At 65.2% G+C, this 17196-nt stretch carries 14 protein-coding genes; 13 read left to right on the plus strand and 1 reads right to left on the minus strand.

Translation table 11 applies throughout. The features are described 5' to 3' along the window. The first annotated feature begins 243 nt into the window (after window positions 1-243). Window positions 244-4959 (plus strand): glutamate synthase-related protein, encoded by a 4716-nt coding sequence (locus AC3A6F_RS20720; protein WP_487684345.1) that lies wholly within the window; start codon window positions 244-246, stop codon window positions 4957-4959. Window positions 4960-5106: 147 nt separating this feature from the next. Next, on the plus strand, window positions 5107-6570 hold the full coding sequence (locus AC3A6F_RS20725; protein ID WP_487684348.1) for a glutamate synthase subunit beta: 1464 nt from the start codon (window positions 5107-5109) through the stop codon (window positions 6568-6570). 14 nt (window positions 6571-6584) lie between these two features. Here the strand turns inward: AC3A6F_RS20725 and pdxR are convergent, their stop codons facing one another. Then, complete coding sequence (pdxR, locus tag AC3A6F_RS20730) at window positions 6585-8090, minus strand: MocR-like pyridoxine biosynthesis transcription factor PdxR (RefSeq protein WP_487684351.1); 1506 nt, start codon at window positions 8088-8090, stop codon at window positions 6585-6587. Between the two features lie 100 nt (window positions 8091-8190). Between pdxR and AC3A6F_RS20735 the strand changes: the two genes are divergently transcribed. The 11 genes from AC3A6F_RS20735 (at window position 8191) to AC3A6F_RS20785 (ending at window position 17184) form a co-directional block, all read left to right on the plus strand. Beyond that, entirely contained in the window at window positions 8191-9399 is a 1209-nt protein-coding gene (locus tag AC3A6F_RS20735; RefSeq protein ID WP_487684354.1) for an NAD(P)/FAD-dependent oxidoreductase, read from the plus strand. An 11-nt stretch (window positions 9400-9410) separates the two neighbouring features. Beyond that, entirely contained in the window at window positions 9411-10478 is a 1068-nt protein-coding gene (locus tag AC3A6F_RS20740; protein WP_487684357.1) for a hypothetical protein, read from the plus strand. A gap of 26 nt (window positions 10479-10504) precedes the next feature. Further along, window positions 10505-11131, plus strand: coding sequence for an FMN-dependent NADH-azoreductase (locus AC3A6F_RS20745; protein WP_487684360.1), 627 nt, complete (start codon window positions 10505-10507; stop codon window positions 11129-11131). A gap of 370 nt (window positions 11132-11501) precedes the next feature. After that, complete coding sequence (locus AC3A6F_RS20750; RefSeq protein WP_320474574.1) at window positions 11502-12305, plus strand: ABC transporter ATP-binding protein; 804 nt, start codon at window positions 11502-11504, stop codon at window positions 12303-12305. Then, window positions 12302-13084 (plus strand): lipid asymmetry maintenance ABC transporter permease subunit MlaE, encoded by a 783-nt coding sequence (gene mlaE, locus AC3A6F_RS20755; RefSeq protein ID WP_123070207.1) that lies wholly within the window; start codon window positions 12302-12304, stop codon window positions 13082-13084. Before AC3A6F_RS20750 ends, mlaE begins: the two co-directional genes overlap by 4 nt. Window positions 13085-13125: 41 nt before the next feature. Beyond that, a complete protein-coding gene (gene mlaD, locus AC3A6F_RS20760) occupies window positions 13126-13599 on the plus strand; it encodes an outer membrane lipid asymmetry maintenance protein MlaD (protein ID WP_005664375.1) in 474 nt (157 codons plus the stop codon). Next, window positions 13596-14318 (plus strand): MlaA family lipoprotein, encoded by a 723-nt coding sequence (locus tag AC3A6F_RS20765; RefSeq protein WP_320474573.1) that lies wholly within the window; start codon window positions 13596-13598, stop codon window positions 14316-14318. The genes mlaD and AC3A6F_RS20765 overlap by 4 nt, the downstream gene beginning before the upstream one ends. 54 nt (window positions 14319-14372) lie before the next feature. Continuing rightward, window positions 14373-15020: an MlaC/ttg2D family ABC transporter substrate-binding protein gene (locus tag AC3A6F_RS20770; RefSeq protein WP_123070210.1), complete on the plus strand. Its 648-nt coding sequence runs from the start codon at window positions 14373-14375 to the stop codon at window positions 15018-15020. 9 nt (window positions 15021-15029) lie between these two features. Further along, window positions 15030-15305, plus strand: coding sequence for an STAS domain-containing protein (locus AC3A6F_RS20775; protein ID WP_123070211.1), 276 nt, complete (start codon window positions 15030-15032; stop codon window positions 15303-15305). Between the two features lie 194 nt (window positions 15306-15499). Continuing rightward, window positions 15500-16423 (plus strand): ABC transporter ATP-binding protein, encoded by a 924-nt coding sequence (locus tag AC3A6F_RS20780; RefSeq protein WP_487684366.1) that lies wholly within the window; start codon window positions 15500-15502, stop codon window positions 16421-16423. Continuing rightward, window positions 16423-17184: an ABC transporter permease gene (locus AC3A6F_RS20785; protein WP_109345838.1), complete on the plus strand. Its 762-nt coding sequence runs from the start codon at window positions 16423-16425 to the stop codon at window positions 17182-17184. Before AC3A6F_RS20780 ends, AC3A6F_RS20785 begins: the two co-directional genes overlap by 1 nt. The last annotated feature ends 12 nt before the right edge of the window (window positions 17185-17196 follow it).

The raw sequence follows: 17196 nt of genomic DNA on the forward strand, positions 1-17196 counted from the left end.
AATTGCTGACACAGCGGCACGGTTATTCGTGCCGTTTTTTTGCCAAAAAATCCCACAACATCAAGGACTTAAGGTCCAGCCAAGAGATATCGACCAGATCCAATTGACTCTGTCCCCAATTAATCGCCAAGACAAAAAGTTGTCAAACAATTCGACTCTGACCCTAATTATTCTGGTTGACGGGGCATTTTGCAGTGCACTATTCTCGACGTTCGACCCCCGAAAAGTTGTGGAGAATGCCTCATGATTGCCCAAGGTTTGTATGACCCAGCCAATGAACACGATGCCTGCGGGGTCGGTTTCATCGCCCATATCAAGGGCAACAAGAGTCATTCGATTATTGAACAGGGTCTGCAGATCCTGAAAAACCTCGACCACCGGGGCGCGGTGGGCGCCGATGCGCTGATGGGTGACGGGGCGGGTATCCTGATCCAGATCCCGGACCAGTACTTCCGCGACGAGATGGCCAAGCAGGGCGTCGAACTGCCGCCGCCCGGCGAATACGGCGTCGGCATGGTGTTCCTGCCGAAAGAGCACGCTTCGCGCATCGCCTGCGAACAGGAAATCGAGCGCGCCGTGCGCATCGAAGGCCAGGTCGTGCTGGGCTGGCGCAATGTGCCGGTCGACGAGACCATGCCGATGTCACCTTTTGTCCGCGCCAAGGAACCCGTCATCCGCCAGATCTTCATCGGCCGCGGCCCGGACATCATGGTCACCGATGCGCTGGAACGTAAGCTCTACGTCATCCGCAAATCGTCCGGCCACGCGATCCAGGCCCTCAAGCTCCTGCACGGCAAGGAGTTCTTCGTGCCTTCGATGTCGGCGCGCACCATCGTCTATAAAGGCCTGCTGCTGGCCGACCAGGTCGGCGTCTACTACAAGGACCTGCAAGACCCGCGCTGCATCTCGGCCCTGTCCCTGGTCCACCAGCGCTTCTCGACCAACACCTTCCCCGAGTGGCCGCTGGCCCACCCGTATCGCATGATCGCCCACAACGGCGAGATCAATACCGTCAAGGGCAACTTCAACTGGACCCGCGCGCGCGAAGGCATGCTCAAGTCGGCCGTGCTGGGCGAAGACCTGAACAAGCTGTTTCCGCTGATTTACGAAGGCCAGTCCGACACCGCCTGCTTCGACAATGCGCTCGAACTGCTGGTGATGGCCGGCTACCCGGTGGCCCAGGCGATGATGATGATGATCCCGGAAGCCTGGGAAAACCATACCGCGATGGACGACAACCGCCGCGCCTTCTACGAATACCACGCGGCGATGATGGAACCATGGGACGGCCCGGCCGCCATGGCCTTCACCGACGGCCGCCACATCGGCGGCACCCTGGACCGCAACGGCCTGCGTCCGGCGCGCTACGTCATCACCGAGGACGACCTGGTCGTGATGGCCTCCGAGTCGGGCGTGCTGCCGATCCCCGAGTCGCGCATCGTCAAGAAGTGGCGCCTCCAGCCGGGCAAGATGTTCCTGATCGACCTCGAAGCCGGCCGCATCATCGACGACAAGGAACTCAAGGACAGCTTCGCCAACGCCAAGCCCTACAAGGCCTGGATCAAGTCGGTGCGCATCAAGCTCAATGAAGTCAAGCTGTCCGAATCGCAGCTGGCCATCGGCCGCGCGAAGGATGCGCAAGGCGAAAAGCAGGCCCTGACCCTGCTCGACCGCCAGCAAGCCTTCGGCTACACGCAAGAAGACCTGAAATTCCTGATGGCGCCGATGGCCGTGCTGGGCGAGGAAGCCACCGGTTCGATGGGCAACGATTCGCCGCTGGCCGTCACCTCGAACAAGCTGAAACCGCTGTATAACTACTTCAAGCAGCTGTTCGCGCAAGTGACCAACCCGCCGATCGACCCGATCCGCGAAAGCATGGTGATGTCGCTGGTGTCCTTCATCGGCCCCAAGCCGAACATCCTCGACACCAATAACGTCAACCCGCCGATGCGCCTCGAAGTGGCGCAGCCGATCCTCGGCTTCGACGATATGGCGCGCCTGCGCGCCATCGGCCAGCACACCGGCAGCAAGTTCAAGGCCTATGAGCTGAACATCTGCTATCCGGTCGCCTGGGGCAAGGAAGGCATCGAAGCCTCGCTCGCCTCGCTGTGCGCTGAGGCAGTCGACGCCGTCAAGTCGGGCCACAACATCCTGATCGTGTCGGATCGCCGCCTGTCGCCCGACCTGGTTGCCATCCCCGCGCTGCTGGCCACCTCCAGCGTCCACCAGCACCTGGTGGCGAAAGGCCTGCGCGCCTCCACTGGCCTGGTGATCGAGACCGGCTCGGCGCGCGAGACTCATCACTTTGCCCTGCTGGCGGGCTACGGCGCCGAAGCGGTCCACCCCTACCTGGCGCTGGAAACCCTGGCCGAACTGGCACACAGCCTGCCGCACGAGATGTCGGCGGAGACCGCGAGCTACAACTACATCAAGGCGATCGGCAAGGGTCTGCTCAAGGTGATGTCGAAGATGGGCATCTCCACCTATATGTCCTATTGCGGCGCCCAGATCTTCGAGGCCGTGGGCCTGAACAAGTCGCTGGTCGACAAGTACTTCAAGGGCACCTCATCGAACGTGGAAGGCATTGGCCTGTTCGAAGTGGCCGAGGAAGCGCTGCGCCTGCACGCCCTGGCCTTCGGCAACGACCCGGTGCTGGCCAATGCGCTCGACGTCGGCGGCGAATACGCCTTCCGCGTGCGCGGCGAGGACCACCTGTGGACGCCGGACGCGATCGCCAAGCTTCAGCACTCGACCCGTTCCAACAACTTCTCGACCTATAAAGAGTACGCCCAGCTGATCAACGACCAGACGCGCCGTCACCTGACCCTGCGCGGCCTGTTCGAGTTCAGGATCGACCGCGACAAGGCGATCCCGATCGAGGAAGTCGAACCGGCGAAAGACATCGTCAAGCGCTTCGCCACCGGCGCGATGTCGCTCGGCTCGATCAGCACCGAAGCCCACGCCACGCTGGCGATCGCGATGAACCGCATCGGCGGCAAGAGCAATACCGGCGAAGGCGGCGAGGATCCGGCGCGCTACATGAACGAATTCAAGGGCATCGCCATCAAGAAGGGCGAGACCCTGGCCTCGCGCCTGGGCGCCGACCGCGTGATGGTCGACATCCCGCTGGAAGACGGCGATTCGCTGCGCTCGAAGATCAAGCAGGTGGCGTCGGGCCGCTTCGGCGTCACGGCCGAATACCTGAACGCTGCCGATCAAATCCAGATCAAGATGGCGCAGGGCGCCAAGCCGGGCGAGGGCGGCCAGCTGCCGGGCCATAAGGTGTCCGAGTACATCGCATCGCTGCGCTTTTCGGTGCCGGGTGTCGGCCTGATCTCGCCGCCGCCGCACCACGACATCTATTCGATCGAAGATCTGGCCCAGCTGATCCACGACCTGAAAAACGCCAACCCGCGTGCCTCGATCTCGGTCAAGCTGGTCTCGGAAGTCGGCATCGGCACCGTGGCCGCCGGCGTCTCGAAGGCCAAGGCCGACCACGTCGTGGTGGCGGGCCATGATGGCGGCACCGGCGCTTCGCCGCTGTCCTCGGTCAAGCACGCCGGCACGCCGTGGGAGCTCGGCCTGGCCGAGACCCAGCAGACGCTGGTGCTCAATGGCCTGCGCAGCCGCATCCGCGTGCAGGCGGATGGCCAGATGCGCACCGGCCGCGACGTCGTCATCGCCGCCATGCTGGGCGCCGACGAAGTGGGTTTTGCTACCGCGCCGCTGGTGGTCGAGGGTTGCATCATGATGCGCAAATGCCACCTGAATACCTGCCCGGTGGGCGTGGCCACGCAGGATCCGGTATTGCGCGCCAAGTTCCAGGGCAAACCCGAGCACGTCGTGAACTACTTCTTCTTCGTCGCCGAGGAAGCGCGCCAGATCATGGCCCAGCTGGGCATCCGCAGCTACGACGAGTTGATCGGCCGCGCCGACCTGCTCGACAAATCGAAGGCGATCGGGCACTGGAAGGCGCAGGGCCTGGACTTCTCGAACATCTTCTACCAGCCGCCGGTCGACTGCCGCACCTCGCTCTATCACACGGGCGAGCAGGACCACGGCCTCGATAAAGCACTGGACCACAAGCTGATCGCGCAAGCGAAAGCCGCGCTGGAGAAGGGCGAGCGCGTCTCGTTCATCTCGCCGGTGAAGAACCTGAACCGCACCGTCGGCGCCATGCTGTCGGGCGAAGTCGCCAAGCGCTATGGCCATGCCGGCCTGCCGGACGACACCATCCACATCCAGCTGCAGGGCACCGCGGGCCAGTCGGCGGCGGCCTTCCTGGCCGGCGGCATCACGATCGACCTGGTCGGCGAAGGCAACGACTACGTCGGCAAGGGCCTGTCGGGCGGCCGCATCATCGTGCGTCCGAACACCGAGTTCCGCGGCTGGGCAGTGGACAACATCATCGTCGGCAATACCGTGATGTATGGCGCGATCTCGGGCGAAGCCTTCTTCAACGGCGTGGCCGGCGAGCGCTTCGCGGTGCGTAACTCGGGCGCCATCGCGGTGGTCGAGGGCTGCGGCGACCACGGTTGCGAATACATGACCGGCGGGACCGTCGTGGTGCTGGGCGAGACCGGCCGCAACTTCGCGGCCGGCATGTCGGGCGGCGTGGCCTTCGTCTACGATCCGAAAGGCGAGTTCGCGGGCCGCTGCAATACCACGATGGTCAACCTGGAACCGGTGCTGTCGGCCAAGGAGCAGTGCGACCCGGCGGCCTGGCACAGCCAGACCCGCAATGGCGAGCGCGAATGCGACGAAGTCATCCTGCGCCGCCTGATCGAGCGTCACTTCAAGCACACCGGCAGCACGCGCGCGCGCAACCTGCTGGATGACTGGGCCAATAGCCGCGGCAAGTTCGTCAAGGTGTTCCCGACCGACTACAAGCGCGCCCTCGAGGAGATGCACAACTCGAGCATGGAAGAAGCGAACGACAAGATCGAACTGGCGGCGTAACAGCCAAACTATCCAACGTCGTCCCCGCGCAGGCGGGGACCCAAGTTTGCGTGTGTATCGACTACGAGAGAAAACTTAGGTCCCCGCCTTCGCGGGGATGACGTGTGGTGCTGATCGCGGCAGCGGAATCATTAAAAGGAAAACAACGTGGGCAAAATCACCGGCTTCATGGAATTCGCACGGCAGGAAGAGCAATACCTCGACCCGCCTGTCCGTCTCAAGAACTACAAGGAATTCGTCGTCACCCTGACCGATGGCCAGGCCAAGGTGCAGGGCGCGCGCTGCATGGATTGCGGCATCCCGTTCTGTAATACGGGCTGCCCGGTCAATAATATGATCCCGGACTGGAACGACCTGGTCTTCCATGGCAACTACCGCCATGCGCTGGACAATCTCCACTCCACCAATAACTTCCCCGAGTTCACCGGCCGCATCTGCCCGGCGCCGTGCGAATCGGCCTGTACCCTGGGCATCAACAATGACCCGGTCGGCATCAAGTCGATCGAGCGCAAGATCATCGACACCGGCTGGGAGCACGGCTGGGTGGTGCCGCAACCGCCGAGCGTCAAGACCGGCAAGAAGGTCGCCATCGTCGGCTCCGGTCCTGCCGGCCTGGCCGCGGCCCAGCAGCTGGCGCGCGCCGGCCACGACGTGACGGTGTTCGAAAAGAGCGACCGTATCGGCGGCCTGCTGCGCTACGGGATCCCCGACTTCAAGATGGAGAAGGGCCTGATCGACCGCCGGGTGGAACAGATGCAGGCCGAAGGCGTGATCTTCCGCACCAGTGTCCTGATCGGCAAGGACTTCCCGGCCACCGTTAGCAATATGGCGCGCGAGACCATCTTCCCGGAAGACCTGGAAAAAGACTTCGACGCCGTGATCCTGGCCGGCGGCGCCGAGCAGCCGCGCGACCTGCCGGTGCCGGGCCGCCAGCTGAAAGGCGTGCACTACGCGATGGACTTCCTGCCGCAGCAGAACCGGGTCAATGCCGGCGACAAGCTGAAGGACCAGATCAAGGCGACGGCTAAGCACGTGGTGGTGATCGGCGGCGGCGACACCGGTTCGGACTGCGTCGGCACCTCGAACCGCCACGGCGCCGCCTCCGTCACCCAGTTCGAACTGATGCCGCAGCCGCCGGAACAGGAAAACAAGCCGCTGGTCTGGCCATACTGGCCGACCCGCCTGCGCACCTCGTCGTCGCACGAGGAAGGCTGCGAGCGCGACTGGGCGGTGGCGACCAAGCGCCTGGAAGGCAAGGGCGGCAAGGTCGAGAAGCTGATCGCCTGCCGCGTCGAGTGGAAGGACGGCAAGATGGCGGAAGTGCCGGACAGCGAATTCGAACTCAAGGCCGACCTGGTGTTCCTGGCGATGGGCTTCGTCTCGCCGGTGCAGCAGGTGCTGGACGCCTTCGGCGTGCAGAAGGACCCGCGCGGCAACGCGCGCGCCAGCACCGAAGGCGAAGGCGCCTACCAGACCTCGAACCCGAAGCTGTTCGCGGCCGGCGACATGCGCCGTGGCCAGTCGCTGGTGGTGTGGGCGATCCGCGAAGGCCGCCAGTGCGCGCGCTCCGTCGACGAGTTCCTGATGGGCGTCTCGAGCCTGCCGCGCTAAGCGCTCGATACAACCTAAGTGCGGCCGCGCAATGCGGCCGCCACCGCTTTCGCTCCCGCATCGATCTGTGCCTCATCGAAGGCGGCAAAGCCCATCACCAGCGACGGCGCCAGCCGCGCCTGCGCGCAATAGCGCTCCAGTGGAAACGCCGTGAGGCCGGCCGCGTTCAGGCGCTGCCAGGCGTCGCGCTCCTCATGCGCCAGCAGCCGCGTCACCACGTCCAGCCCCGCCGTGACCGGCGGCACCGCGATCAATCCCTGCCAATGCGCGTGCGCCGCTGCTTCGAAGGCCGCGGCGCGGCCGGCGTACACGCGCCGCATGCGCCGCACGTGGCGGTCGAAGTGGCCATCGTCGATGAAATCGGCCAGCACCGCCTGCGAGAGGGCATTGGCATTGCGCGCGGCCAGCGAGGCGGCGCGGGTGAACGGGTCGACCAGTTGCCAGGGCAGGGCGACGAAGGCCAGCCGGATCGCCGGGAACAGCAGCTTGCTGAAGGTGCCGGCCAGGACCACGTGCGACTCCGCCCCTTCCATGCTGCGCAGCGCCGGGACGGGCTTGGCGGCGAAGCGGTATTCGCTGTCGTAGTCGTCCTCGAACACGATGGCGCCGCGCTCGCGCGCCCAGTGCAGCAGCGCCAGCCGGCGTTCCGGCGACAGCGCCATGCCCAGCGGCGCCTGGCGCGCCGGCGTCACATAGGCCAGGCGCGCCTCCGGCGCCGCCGCCAAAGCCTCGTGCACCCGCATGCCGTCCTCGTCGAGCGCGACGTCGACCACCCGCGCGCCGTGCGCATGCATGGCCTGGCGCGCGCCGGGATAGCCGGGATCTTCCATCCATACGGCGTCGCCCGGCGCCACCAGCAGCCGCAGGCAGATGTCGAGCGCCTGCTGCACGCTGCCCAGGATCACGATCTGGTCGGGCGAGACCGCCACCCCGCGCGCCAGGTCCAGGTGGCGCGCGATCGCGGCACGCAGCGGCGCCAGGCCGGCGGCCTCGTTCTCGGACAGGATCGCCAGTTTCGACGCGCGCAGGTGGCGTCCGTGCAGGCGCCGCCACAGGTCGATGGGAAAGCCGCGCACGTCGCAGCGGTGTGGATGGAAGGCGGGCGGCAGGCCGCTGCCGGGACGCAGTGGAAAGGCGGGGGCCTGGTCGCCGATGTTGCGCAGCCAGGGGCCGCCGGGCTGCAAGCGGTTCGGTTCTTCCAGCACGCGCACCGGGGCCGGGCCGGCCTGCAGGCTGGCGTCCGGCAGCACGCGGCTGACCCGGGTGCCGCTGCCGCGCAGCGCCTGCAGATAGCCCTCGGACAGCAGCTGGTCATAGGCCAGCTGCACGGTGCCGCGCGCCATCGCGTATTGCTGCGCCAGCGCGCGCGTGCCGGGCAGCAGGGCGCCTTCCCCGAGACGGCCATCGAGAATCGCCTGGCGCAGGCTGCGGTACAGCCAGCGCTGCAGCGTCTCTCCGGGCGCCGGTGCGCCGAGCGCCAGCGCGCGGCGGCCCGATCGTGTGGTGGGTGCCTCTGTCATGGGAAGTGGATCAATCGTTTGTGAGAGGACTGGTTCAATACATCAGTCCAGTCTACCCCCAGAATCCATGCATCGACAACCCACCTCCAAGGAGACCACCATGATCCAGAACGTCATCATCGCCGGCAACGGCTTCGCCGGCCTGTGGGCCGCCATCGCCGCCGCCCGCGCCGCCCACGTGGCCGGCAAGTCGGACGAGCTGGCCGTCACCGTGGTATCGCCAGTCGCCGAGCTGCACATCCGTCCGCGCCTGTACGAGGCCTCGCTGGACAATATGGCGCCCGAACTGGGCCCGCTGTTCACCGCCGTCGGCGTGCGCCACGTGGCCGGCCGCATCGAGAAAATCGATGCCCAGGCGCGCCAGGTCGCGGTGACGCTCAACGACGGCAGCCACACCACCTTGACCTACGACCGCTTCGTGCTGGCCACCGGCAGCCAGGTGGTCACGCCGAACGTGCCGGGCCTGGCCGAGTATGGCTTCAACGTCGACCAGCTGCAACAGGCCGAAAGGCTCGAACGGCACCTGCAAGGCCTGGCCGGCCAGCCGCAAAGCGAGGCGCGCGACACGGTGGTGGTGGTCGGCGCCGGCTTCACCGGCATCGAGACCGCGACCGAGATGCCGGAGCGTCTGCGCGCCATCCTGGGCCAGGACGCCAGGGTGCGGGTGCTGATGCTGGAACACGCGCCGGTGGTCGGCCCGGAACTGGGCGCCGGCCCGCGTCCGGTGATCGAGGAAGCGCTGCGCGAAGTCGGTGTCGAAACCATCACTTCGGCCGGCGTGGCCGCGATCGGCGCCGGCGGCGTGGTCACCTCGGACGGCCGCAGCTTCCCCGCCGCCACCGTAATCTGGACCGCCGGCATGCGCGCCAACCCGCTGGCCGAGCAACTGGGCGGAGAGGTCGACCGCTTCGGCCGCGTCCACGCCGATCCCTATCTGCGGGCGCCGGGCGCGGACGGCATCTACGTCACCGGCGACGTGGCGCGCGCCGCCACCGATGACGAAGGCAATGTGGCCGCGATGTCGTGCCAGCATGCGCTCAGCCTGGGCCGGGTGGCCGGCTACAACGCGGTGGCCGAACTGGTGGGATTGCCGCTGCACGCTTACAGCCAGCCGAAATACGTGACCTGCCTGGATCTGGGCCCGTGGGGCGCCTTGTATACGGAGGGCTGGGATCGCCAGGTGAAGCTGACGCGCGAGGAAGGCAAGGCGCTCAAGCGCGCCATCAACACCGAGTGGATCTATCCGCCGGCCCCGGACCGCGACGCCGCCTTTGCCCTGGCGCGTCCCGACCACGTGATCGTTCCCTGAAGGAGAGCACGATGACCGGCATCGACCTGCCCCGTCGCGGCGCCATCCCGACCTCAACCACCCTGCAGGCGCACTGGTTCGCGGCGCCGCTGGCAGCCAGCGTCTATCCCTGGCTGCTGGCCCTGTACCATGCCGCGGCGAAGGAGGTCGAGCGCGGCGCCGGCCCCGCGGCCCGGATCGGCGCCGGCCTGGCCCTGGCGGCGGCGCTGGCGATGCCGGCGATCGCCTTCGGCGTCGCGCTGCGCCTGGGCCGCATCCTCGAACCCAGCGCGGCCGAACTGGCGGCGCGCCGCACGGCGCTGCTGGCGGTGGCGGTGCCGCCGCTGTTCACGCTCACCGGAGTGGCGGCGCTGCTGCTTGGTCACCCAGGCTGGGACATCGGATTCCTGCTGCTGGTGTGGGCCGCGCTGGCGCTGCGCATCGCGACCGCAGACCGTACGCCGCGGCGCCGGGCGGCGTCCGACGCGGGTGGGGCCAGCGGCAGCTGGCGCAAGGCCCACGGCGTCGGCGCCGTGCTGGCCCTCCTGTTCCTGGCCTTCCACTTCAGTAACCACCTGGTCGGCCTGGTCGGGCCGGAAGCCCACATGGCGGTGATGAAGTTGCTGCGCGTCGTGTACCGCTCCCCCGTGATCGAGCCGCTCCTGATCGGCGTGTTCGCCTTCATGATCCTGACCGGCCTGCGCCTGGCCTGGCGCTGGAGCGCGCGGCCGATGGATGCGGCGCGCATCCTTCAGGTGGCCGGCGGCGTATTTCTGGTGTGGGCCGTGATCAGCCACGTGAACGCGGTGCTGTACCTGGCGCGCGTGCACTTCGGGATCGACACCGACTGGGGTTTTGCGGTCGGCGCCCCGGTCGGCATGCTGCTCGACCCGTGGAACATCCGCCTGCTGCCGTATTACCTGGGCGCGGTATTCTTCGTGGTGGCGCATGCCTTCTGCGGCCTGCGCATCGTGATGCTGGCGCACCACGCGCCGCGCGCCAGCGCCGACCGCGTGCTGGCGGGCGGCATCGTGTTCGCCGCGCTGCTGGCCACCACCATCATCCTTGCGATGTGCGGCCTGCGCCTGGACTTCGCCTGACGTTTTCAACCTTCTCTGGAGACCGCATGAACATCCTGCATATCAGCGCCAGCCCACGTGGCGCGCAAGCCGCCAGCCGCGAACTGTCCAACCACGTCGTCGAACGGCTGCTCGCGCGCCATCCCGGGGCCTCGGTCACGGTGCGCGAACTGGCCGGCGTGGAGGGCGCGGATGACGAACCGGCGCTGCCCCACATCGACGCCGGCTATGCGCTGGCCCTGTCGAGCGCCGCCAACGAGCCGGGCATCGACGGCGCGCAGCTGCGCTCCGACGGCCTGATCGAGGAACTGGTGCGCGCCGACATCGTGGTGATCGGCACCCCGATGCACAACCTCACCGTGCCCTCGACCCTGAAATCCTGGATCGACCACGTGGTGCGCATCAACCGCACCATGCGCCCGACGCCTGAAGGGAAGGTGGGCAACCTGTCCGACCGCCCGGTCTACCTGGCGCTGGCCAGCGGGGGCATCCGCAGCGGCGAGCGGGCGCGCCAGCCGGACTTCCTCGAACCCTACCTGCGCGCCATCCTGGCCATGATCGGCCTGAAGGACGTGACGGTGTTTTCGGCCGAAGGACTGGCGCTGGGCGCGGAGCGGGCGGCCGAGGGACGCGCGCGCGCCTGGGCCGAGATGGAGCGCCATTTCGGCGCCTGATCCGAGAGGACCTTGCGTTGACAAAATAGCGACAGAGTATTGCATATTCTGTCACTTGCTATTTCGTCACATCGGCCCCAGATTATGGTGCGGCGCAAAAAACGTGACTTACCGGGCCAGTAATTAGGAGGAGCTTAAACCGCCTCCTTCGGCCATTTTTGGATGCAGCTTATTGATACAATTCAATAATACCAATATTGTGAAACATACATATACCAACAAAAACAATGGCTTATGAGCGGAATTAGCTGACTCATTAGTTATTAGTGTTGTAATAGTACGTCGCCGCCTGGGGGTAAAATCGGGTCCCCCAAGCAGGTAAATAGCTTTCTGCACTACAATACCGGATTCCCCAAACATTAATTATGCTGTGTCGAACCTAGTCGAAATCCGCGATCTGCATTTTGCTTACGGTGAGCGTTCCATCCTATCGAATCTCCGTATGGACTTCCCACGCGGCAAGCTCATTGCCGTCATGGGCGGGTCGGGTTGCGGCAAGACCACGGTGCTGCGCCTGATCGGCGGCCAGATCCGTCCCCAGCGCGGCGAAGTCCGCATCGGCGGCGAGGTCGTGCACCAGCTCGATACCGAAGGCCTGTACCGCCTGCGCCGCCGCATGGGCATGTTGTTCCAGTTCGGCGCGCTGTTTACCGACCTGTCGGTATTCGACAACGTCGCCTTCCCGCTGCGCGAACACACCGACCTGCCCGAAGAGCTCATCCGCGACCTGGTCCTGATGAAGCTCAACGCCGTCGGCCTGCGCAACGCACACCGCCTGAAACCGGCCGAGATCTCGGGCGGCATGGCGCGCCGCGTGGCCGTGGCGCGCGCGGTGGCGCTGGACCCTGAACTGATCATGTACGACGAGCCGTTCGCCGGCCTCGATCCGATCTCGATGGGCGTGACCGCCAACCTGATCCGCAACCTGAACGACGCGCTGGGCTCGACTTCGATCCTCGTCTCGCACGACGTGCACGAGTGCTTCGCGATCGCCGACTACGTGTACTTCATGTCTGCCGGCAAGATCGTGGCCGAGGGCACGCCGGACGACCTGCGCGTTTCGGAAGACCCCTACGTGAAACAATTCGTCAATGCCGCCCCGGACGGTCCGGTGCCGTTCCACTATCCCGGCAAGTCGCTGGCCGACGACCTGGGCCTGGGAGTGCGCAAATGATCGCCCGCGTCCTCGGCCTGGTCGGCTGCACCGTGCGCGAAGGCTTCGCCGGCCTCGGCTTTGCAGTGCGCTCTTTCTTTAGTGTCTTGAAGGTATCGCCGGGCGCTTTCCGCCGCCCCGGGCTGATTTCCGAGCAGATCCATTTTATTGGCAACTACTCGCTCGTGATCATCGCCGTGTCCGGCCTGTTCGTCGGCATGGTGCTGGGCCTGCAGGGTTATTACACGCTGAACCAGTATGGCGCCGAGCAGATGCTGGGCCAGGTGGTGGCGCTGGCGCTGGTGCGCGAACTGGGCCCGGTCGTGACCGCGCTGCTGTTTGCCGGCCGCGCCGGCACCTCGCTGACCGCCCAGATTGGCCTCATGAAGGCCGGTGAACAGCTGTCGGCCATGGAAATGATGGCCATCAACCCGGTGCAGCGCGTGCTGGCGCCGCGCTTCTGGGCAGGCGTGATCGCCATGCCGGTCCTGGCCACCGTGTTTTCGGCGGTGGGCGTGCTCGGTGGCTACATCGTCGGCGTGAAACTGATCGGCGTGGATGAGGGTTCGTTCTGGGCGCAGATGCAGGCCGGCGTCGATGTGCGAGCTGACGTACTGAACGGCGTCATCAAAAGCTTTATATTTGGCATCGCAGTGACCTTTACCGCCCTGTTCCAGGGCTACCAGGCCCAGCCGACGCCAGAAGACGTGTCGCGCGCAACGACGCGCACGGTCGTGATTGCATCGCTGCTGGTCTGGGGGCTGAATTTCGTCATGACGGCCCTGATGTTCAATAAATAAGTTTGATAAACGGTTAAAACGGTTACTGTAGGGTATTCAAAATGCATCGCAAAACTATCGACGTCTGGGTCGGCCTGTTCGTCCTGCTGGGCTTGGCCGCGCTGCTGTTCCTGGCTTTCCAGGCAGGAAACATGAGGTCTCTGTCGTTCGGCCAGACGTATTCAATTACGGGCCGCTTCGACAATATCGGCGGGCTCAAGCCGCAGGCGCCCGTCAAGAGCGCCGGCGTGGTGGTCGGTCGCGTGGGTGAGATCACCTTCGACGACAAGAGCTTCCAGGCATCGGTGCGCCTCGATATGGAGTCTGAATATAAATTCCCTAAAGACAGCTCGCTGAAGATTTTGACTGCCGGCTTGTTGGGTGAACAATACATCGGCATCGAAGCCGGTGGCGATGAACAAAACCTGGCGGAGGGCGATCGCATCAATCGCACCCAGTCGGCGACGGTCCTGGAAGACTTGATTAATCAATTTATCTACAGCAAGGCTGCAGAAGGAAAGGAAGGTAGTGAATGAACTACGCCGTCACGCTCTCGCACTTGCGCCTCGGCGCCGCCGCAGCCGCCATCCTGGTCCTGACCGGATGTGCTTCCACCGCGAATAATCCCCAGGATCCGCTGGAAGGCTATAACCGCGCCATGTTCACCTTCAACGATGCGGTCGACCGCACCGTCCTGAAACCGGTGGCCACCGGCTACAAGAACGTCGTGCCGGGCTTTGCCCAGACCGGCGTCGGCAATTTCTTCGGCAATCTGTCGGATGCCTGGAGCTCGGTCAACAACCTGCTGCAGGGTAAACCCGAGCAGGCCGGCACCGATTTCGGCCGCGTCGCGCTGAACTCGACCTTCGGCATCTTCGGCCTGCTCGACATCGCTTCCGAAGCGGGCATGCAGAAGAGCGACGAAGATTTCGGCCAGACCCTGGGCAAATGGGGCGTGCCAAGCGGCCCCTACTTGATTTTGCCACTGCTGGGCCCATCTACCGTACGTGATACCGCGGCCTTGCCGGCCGATATCGGCGGTGACATCTGGAAGTACAAGGAGCCAGCCAACTGGCGCAATATCGGCGCCGGCATCCGCGTGATCGATACCCGCGCCAGCCTGCTCGACGCGTCCGGCCTGCTCGAAGACGCCGCCCTTGACCGTTACGAGTTTCTGCGCGACGGCTATCTGCAGCGCCGCCAGAGCCAGGTGTACGACGGCGACGTGCCGCGCCAGAGCGCCGACGAGCAGTAACAACAAGATCAACCGTGCGTGCGGCTGTCGCCGCCGCCAACCGAAAGGAAACCTATGAAGCCATTCATGCACCTGGTCGCCGCCGCCGCCACCGTGGCGTTCTCCACCGTCCTGGTCGCCGCCCCGGTGGCCGCCGCCGAGGCGCCGGACGCGCTCGTCAAGCGCATCAGCAATGAAGTGATCGACAGCGTCAAGGCCGACAAGGACATCCAGTCCGGCAACCGCAGCAAGATCATGGGCCTGGTCAACGAAAAAATCCTGCCCTACGTCGACGCCGAGAAGATGACCCAGCAGGCGGCCGGCCGCCACTGGCGCACGGCCACCCCGGAACAGAAGCAGAAGCTGACCAAGGAGTTCCGTGACCTGCTGGTGTACACCTACGCCGGCGCGCTGTCGACCATCAAGAACGAGACCGTCGAGTTCAAGCCGATGCGCGGCGCGCCGACCGACACCGACGTCGAAGTGCGTTCGCAGGTGAACGTCGCCCGCGGCGAACCGATTACCCTGAACTACCGCCTGAGCAATGAAAAAGGCAGCTGGAAGATCTATGACGTGAACGTGCTGGGCGCCTGGCTGGTCCAGACCTACACCAGCACCTTCAACAGCGAGATCAGCAAGAACGGCGTCGATGGCCTGATCAAGCGCCTGGCTGACCGCAACGCCCAGCTGGCCTCCAAGCCGCTGGCCGCGCCGGCGAAGTGATCCGTCAACATGGCTGAATCCAATCCGATGCTGTCGATCGACGCCCTGACCTTCCTGACCGCCCACCAGGCGCTGGAGCAGGGCGAGGCGGCGATCCGCGCCGGCGAGACCGTGTTCGATCTCGGCGGCGTGCAGGCGGCCGATTCGTCCGGCGTGGCCCTGCTGCTGGCCTGGCAGCGCCGCGCGCTGGATGCCGGCCACCGGCTCACCTTCGTGAACGTGCCGGACAATGTGCAAAAGCTGGCGGCCCTGTACGGGGTCGACACGCTGCTGCCGCAAGCCTGACGACATCGGCGGCCACTGGCCGCCGATTGTTTTTTTGCCTGCCTTTTTGCCTACTACCTGCGCACCCCGCGCAAATCCCCCCTCTGGCCGCTTGACGTGGCGATTTCACCTATAATGGACCGTTTCACCGCACGGTTCCCACGGTGCGCGTCGGGTCTCATCCCATTTTGCGCGCGCCGCGCCATCCAACAAGCATGACAGCAATCCAGATTGACAGCGTCGAGAAGAGCTACAAAGGCTTCAAGGCCCTGAAGGGCGTCTCCTTGGACATCGAGGAAGGCGAATTCTTTGGCCTCCTGGGCCCGAATGGCGCCGGCAAGACCACCCTGATTTCCACGATCGCGGGCCTGATCCGGCCCGATGCCGGCCACGTGCGCATCCACGGCCACGACGTCGTCTCGGACTTTCGCGAAGCGAGGAAGCGCCTGGGCGTGGTGCCGCAGGAGCTGGTGTTCGATCCCTTCTTCACGGTGCGCGAAACCTTGCGCCTGCAGTCGGGCTACTTCGGCATCCGCAACAACGACGCCTGGATCGACGAGGTGATGCACAACCTGGACCTGACCGACAAGGCCGACGTGAACATGCGCGCGCTGTCGGGCGGCATGAAGCGGCGCGTGCTGGTGGCGCAAGCCCTGGTGCACCGTCCGCCCGTGATCGTGCTCGACGAGCCGACCGCCGGCGTCGACGTCGAGCTGCGCCAGACCTTGTGGAAGTTCATCGCGCGCCTGAACCGCGAAGGCGGCCACACCGTGGTCCTCACTACGCACTACCTCGAAGAAGCGCAAGCCATGTGCCAGCGCGTGGCCATGCTCCGGCGCGGCAATGTGGTGGCGCTGGACACCATGAGCGCGCTGCTGCGCCGCGTGTCGGGCTCGCAGCTGGTGGTGCACCTGAAGTCGGGGGATTTGCCCGAGGGCCTGCGCCACCTGGTGTCGCACGATGAGCATACGAGCGGCAACGGCGGGGGCAACAAGTACACGCTGCGCGTGAATGACTACAGCGAGGTCGAGCCGATCCTGGCGCGGCTGCGCGAGAACGGCGCCGTCATCGACGAGATGCAGCTGGAGCAGGCCGATCTCGAGGATATCTTCATCCAGATCATGGAGGAAGGTAAGTAATGTTCTCGATCGGTTTCCGTACCCTGTTCTACAAGGAGTCGCTGCGCTTCTGGAAGGTCGCGACCCAGACCGTGGCCGCCCCGGTGGTCACCGCCATGCTCTACCTGCTGATCTTCGGCCACGTGCTCGACGGCCGGGTCGAGATGCTCGACGGCGTCGCCTACACCTCGTTCCTGATTCCCGGCCTGGTGATGATGAGCGTGCTGCAGAACGCCTTCGCCAATTCGTCCTCGTCGCTGATCCAGTCCAAGATCAGCGGCAACCTCGTCTTCATCCTGCTGCCGCCGCTGTCGCACGCCGAAATCCTGTCCGCCTACGTGCTGGCCTCGGTATTGCGCGGCCTCGTGGTCGGCGCCGGCGTGTTCATCGTCACCGCCTGGTTCGCCCACCTGGAGTTCGTGGCGCCGGTGTGGATCGTGGTGTTCGCCCTGCTGGGCGCGGCCATCCTCGGCACCATGGGCACGATCGCCGGCATCTGGGCCGAGAAGTTCGACCAGCTGGCGGCTTTCCAGAACTTTTTGATCATGCCGGCGACCTTCCTGGCCGGTGTGTTCTATTCCGTCCAAAAACTGCCGCCTTTCTGGCTGGCCGTCTCGCATTTCAACCCGTTCTTTTATATGATTGACGGGTTCCGCTATGGGTTCTTCGGCCAGTCCGACGTTTCGCCCTGGATCAGCCTGGCCGTCGTGACCGTGTTTTTCGCGGTGCTGACGGGCGTGGCGATCAATCTGCTCAAGCGCGGCTACAATCTGCGCCATTAATAGTACAAAGTT

The sequence above is a fragment of the Massilia sp. Soil_C_3 genome, from assembly GCF_057657035.1.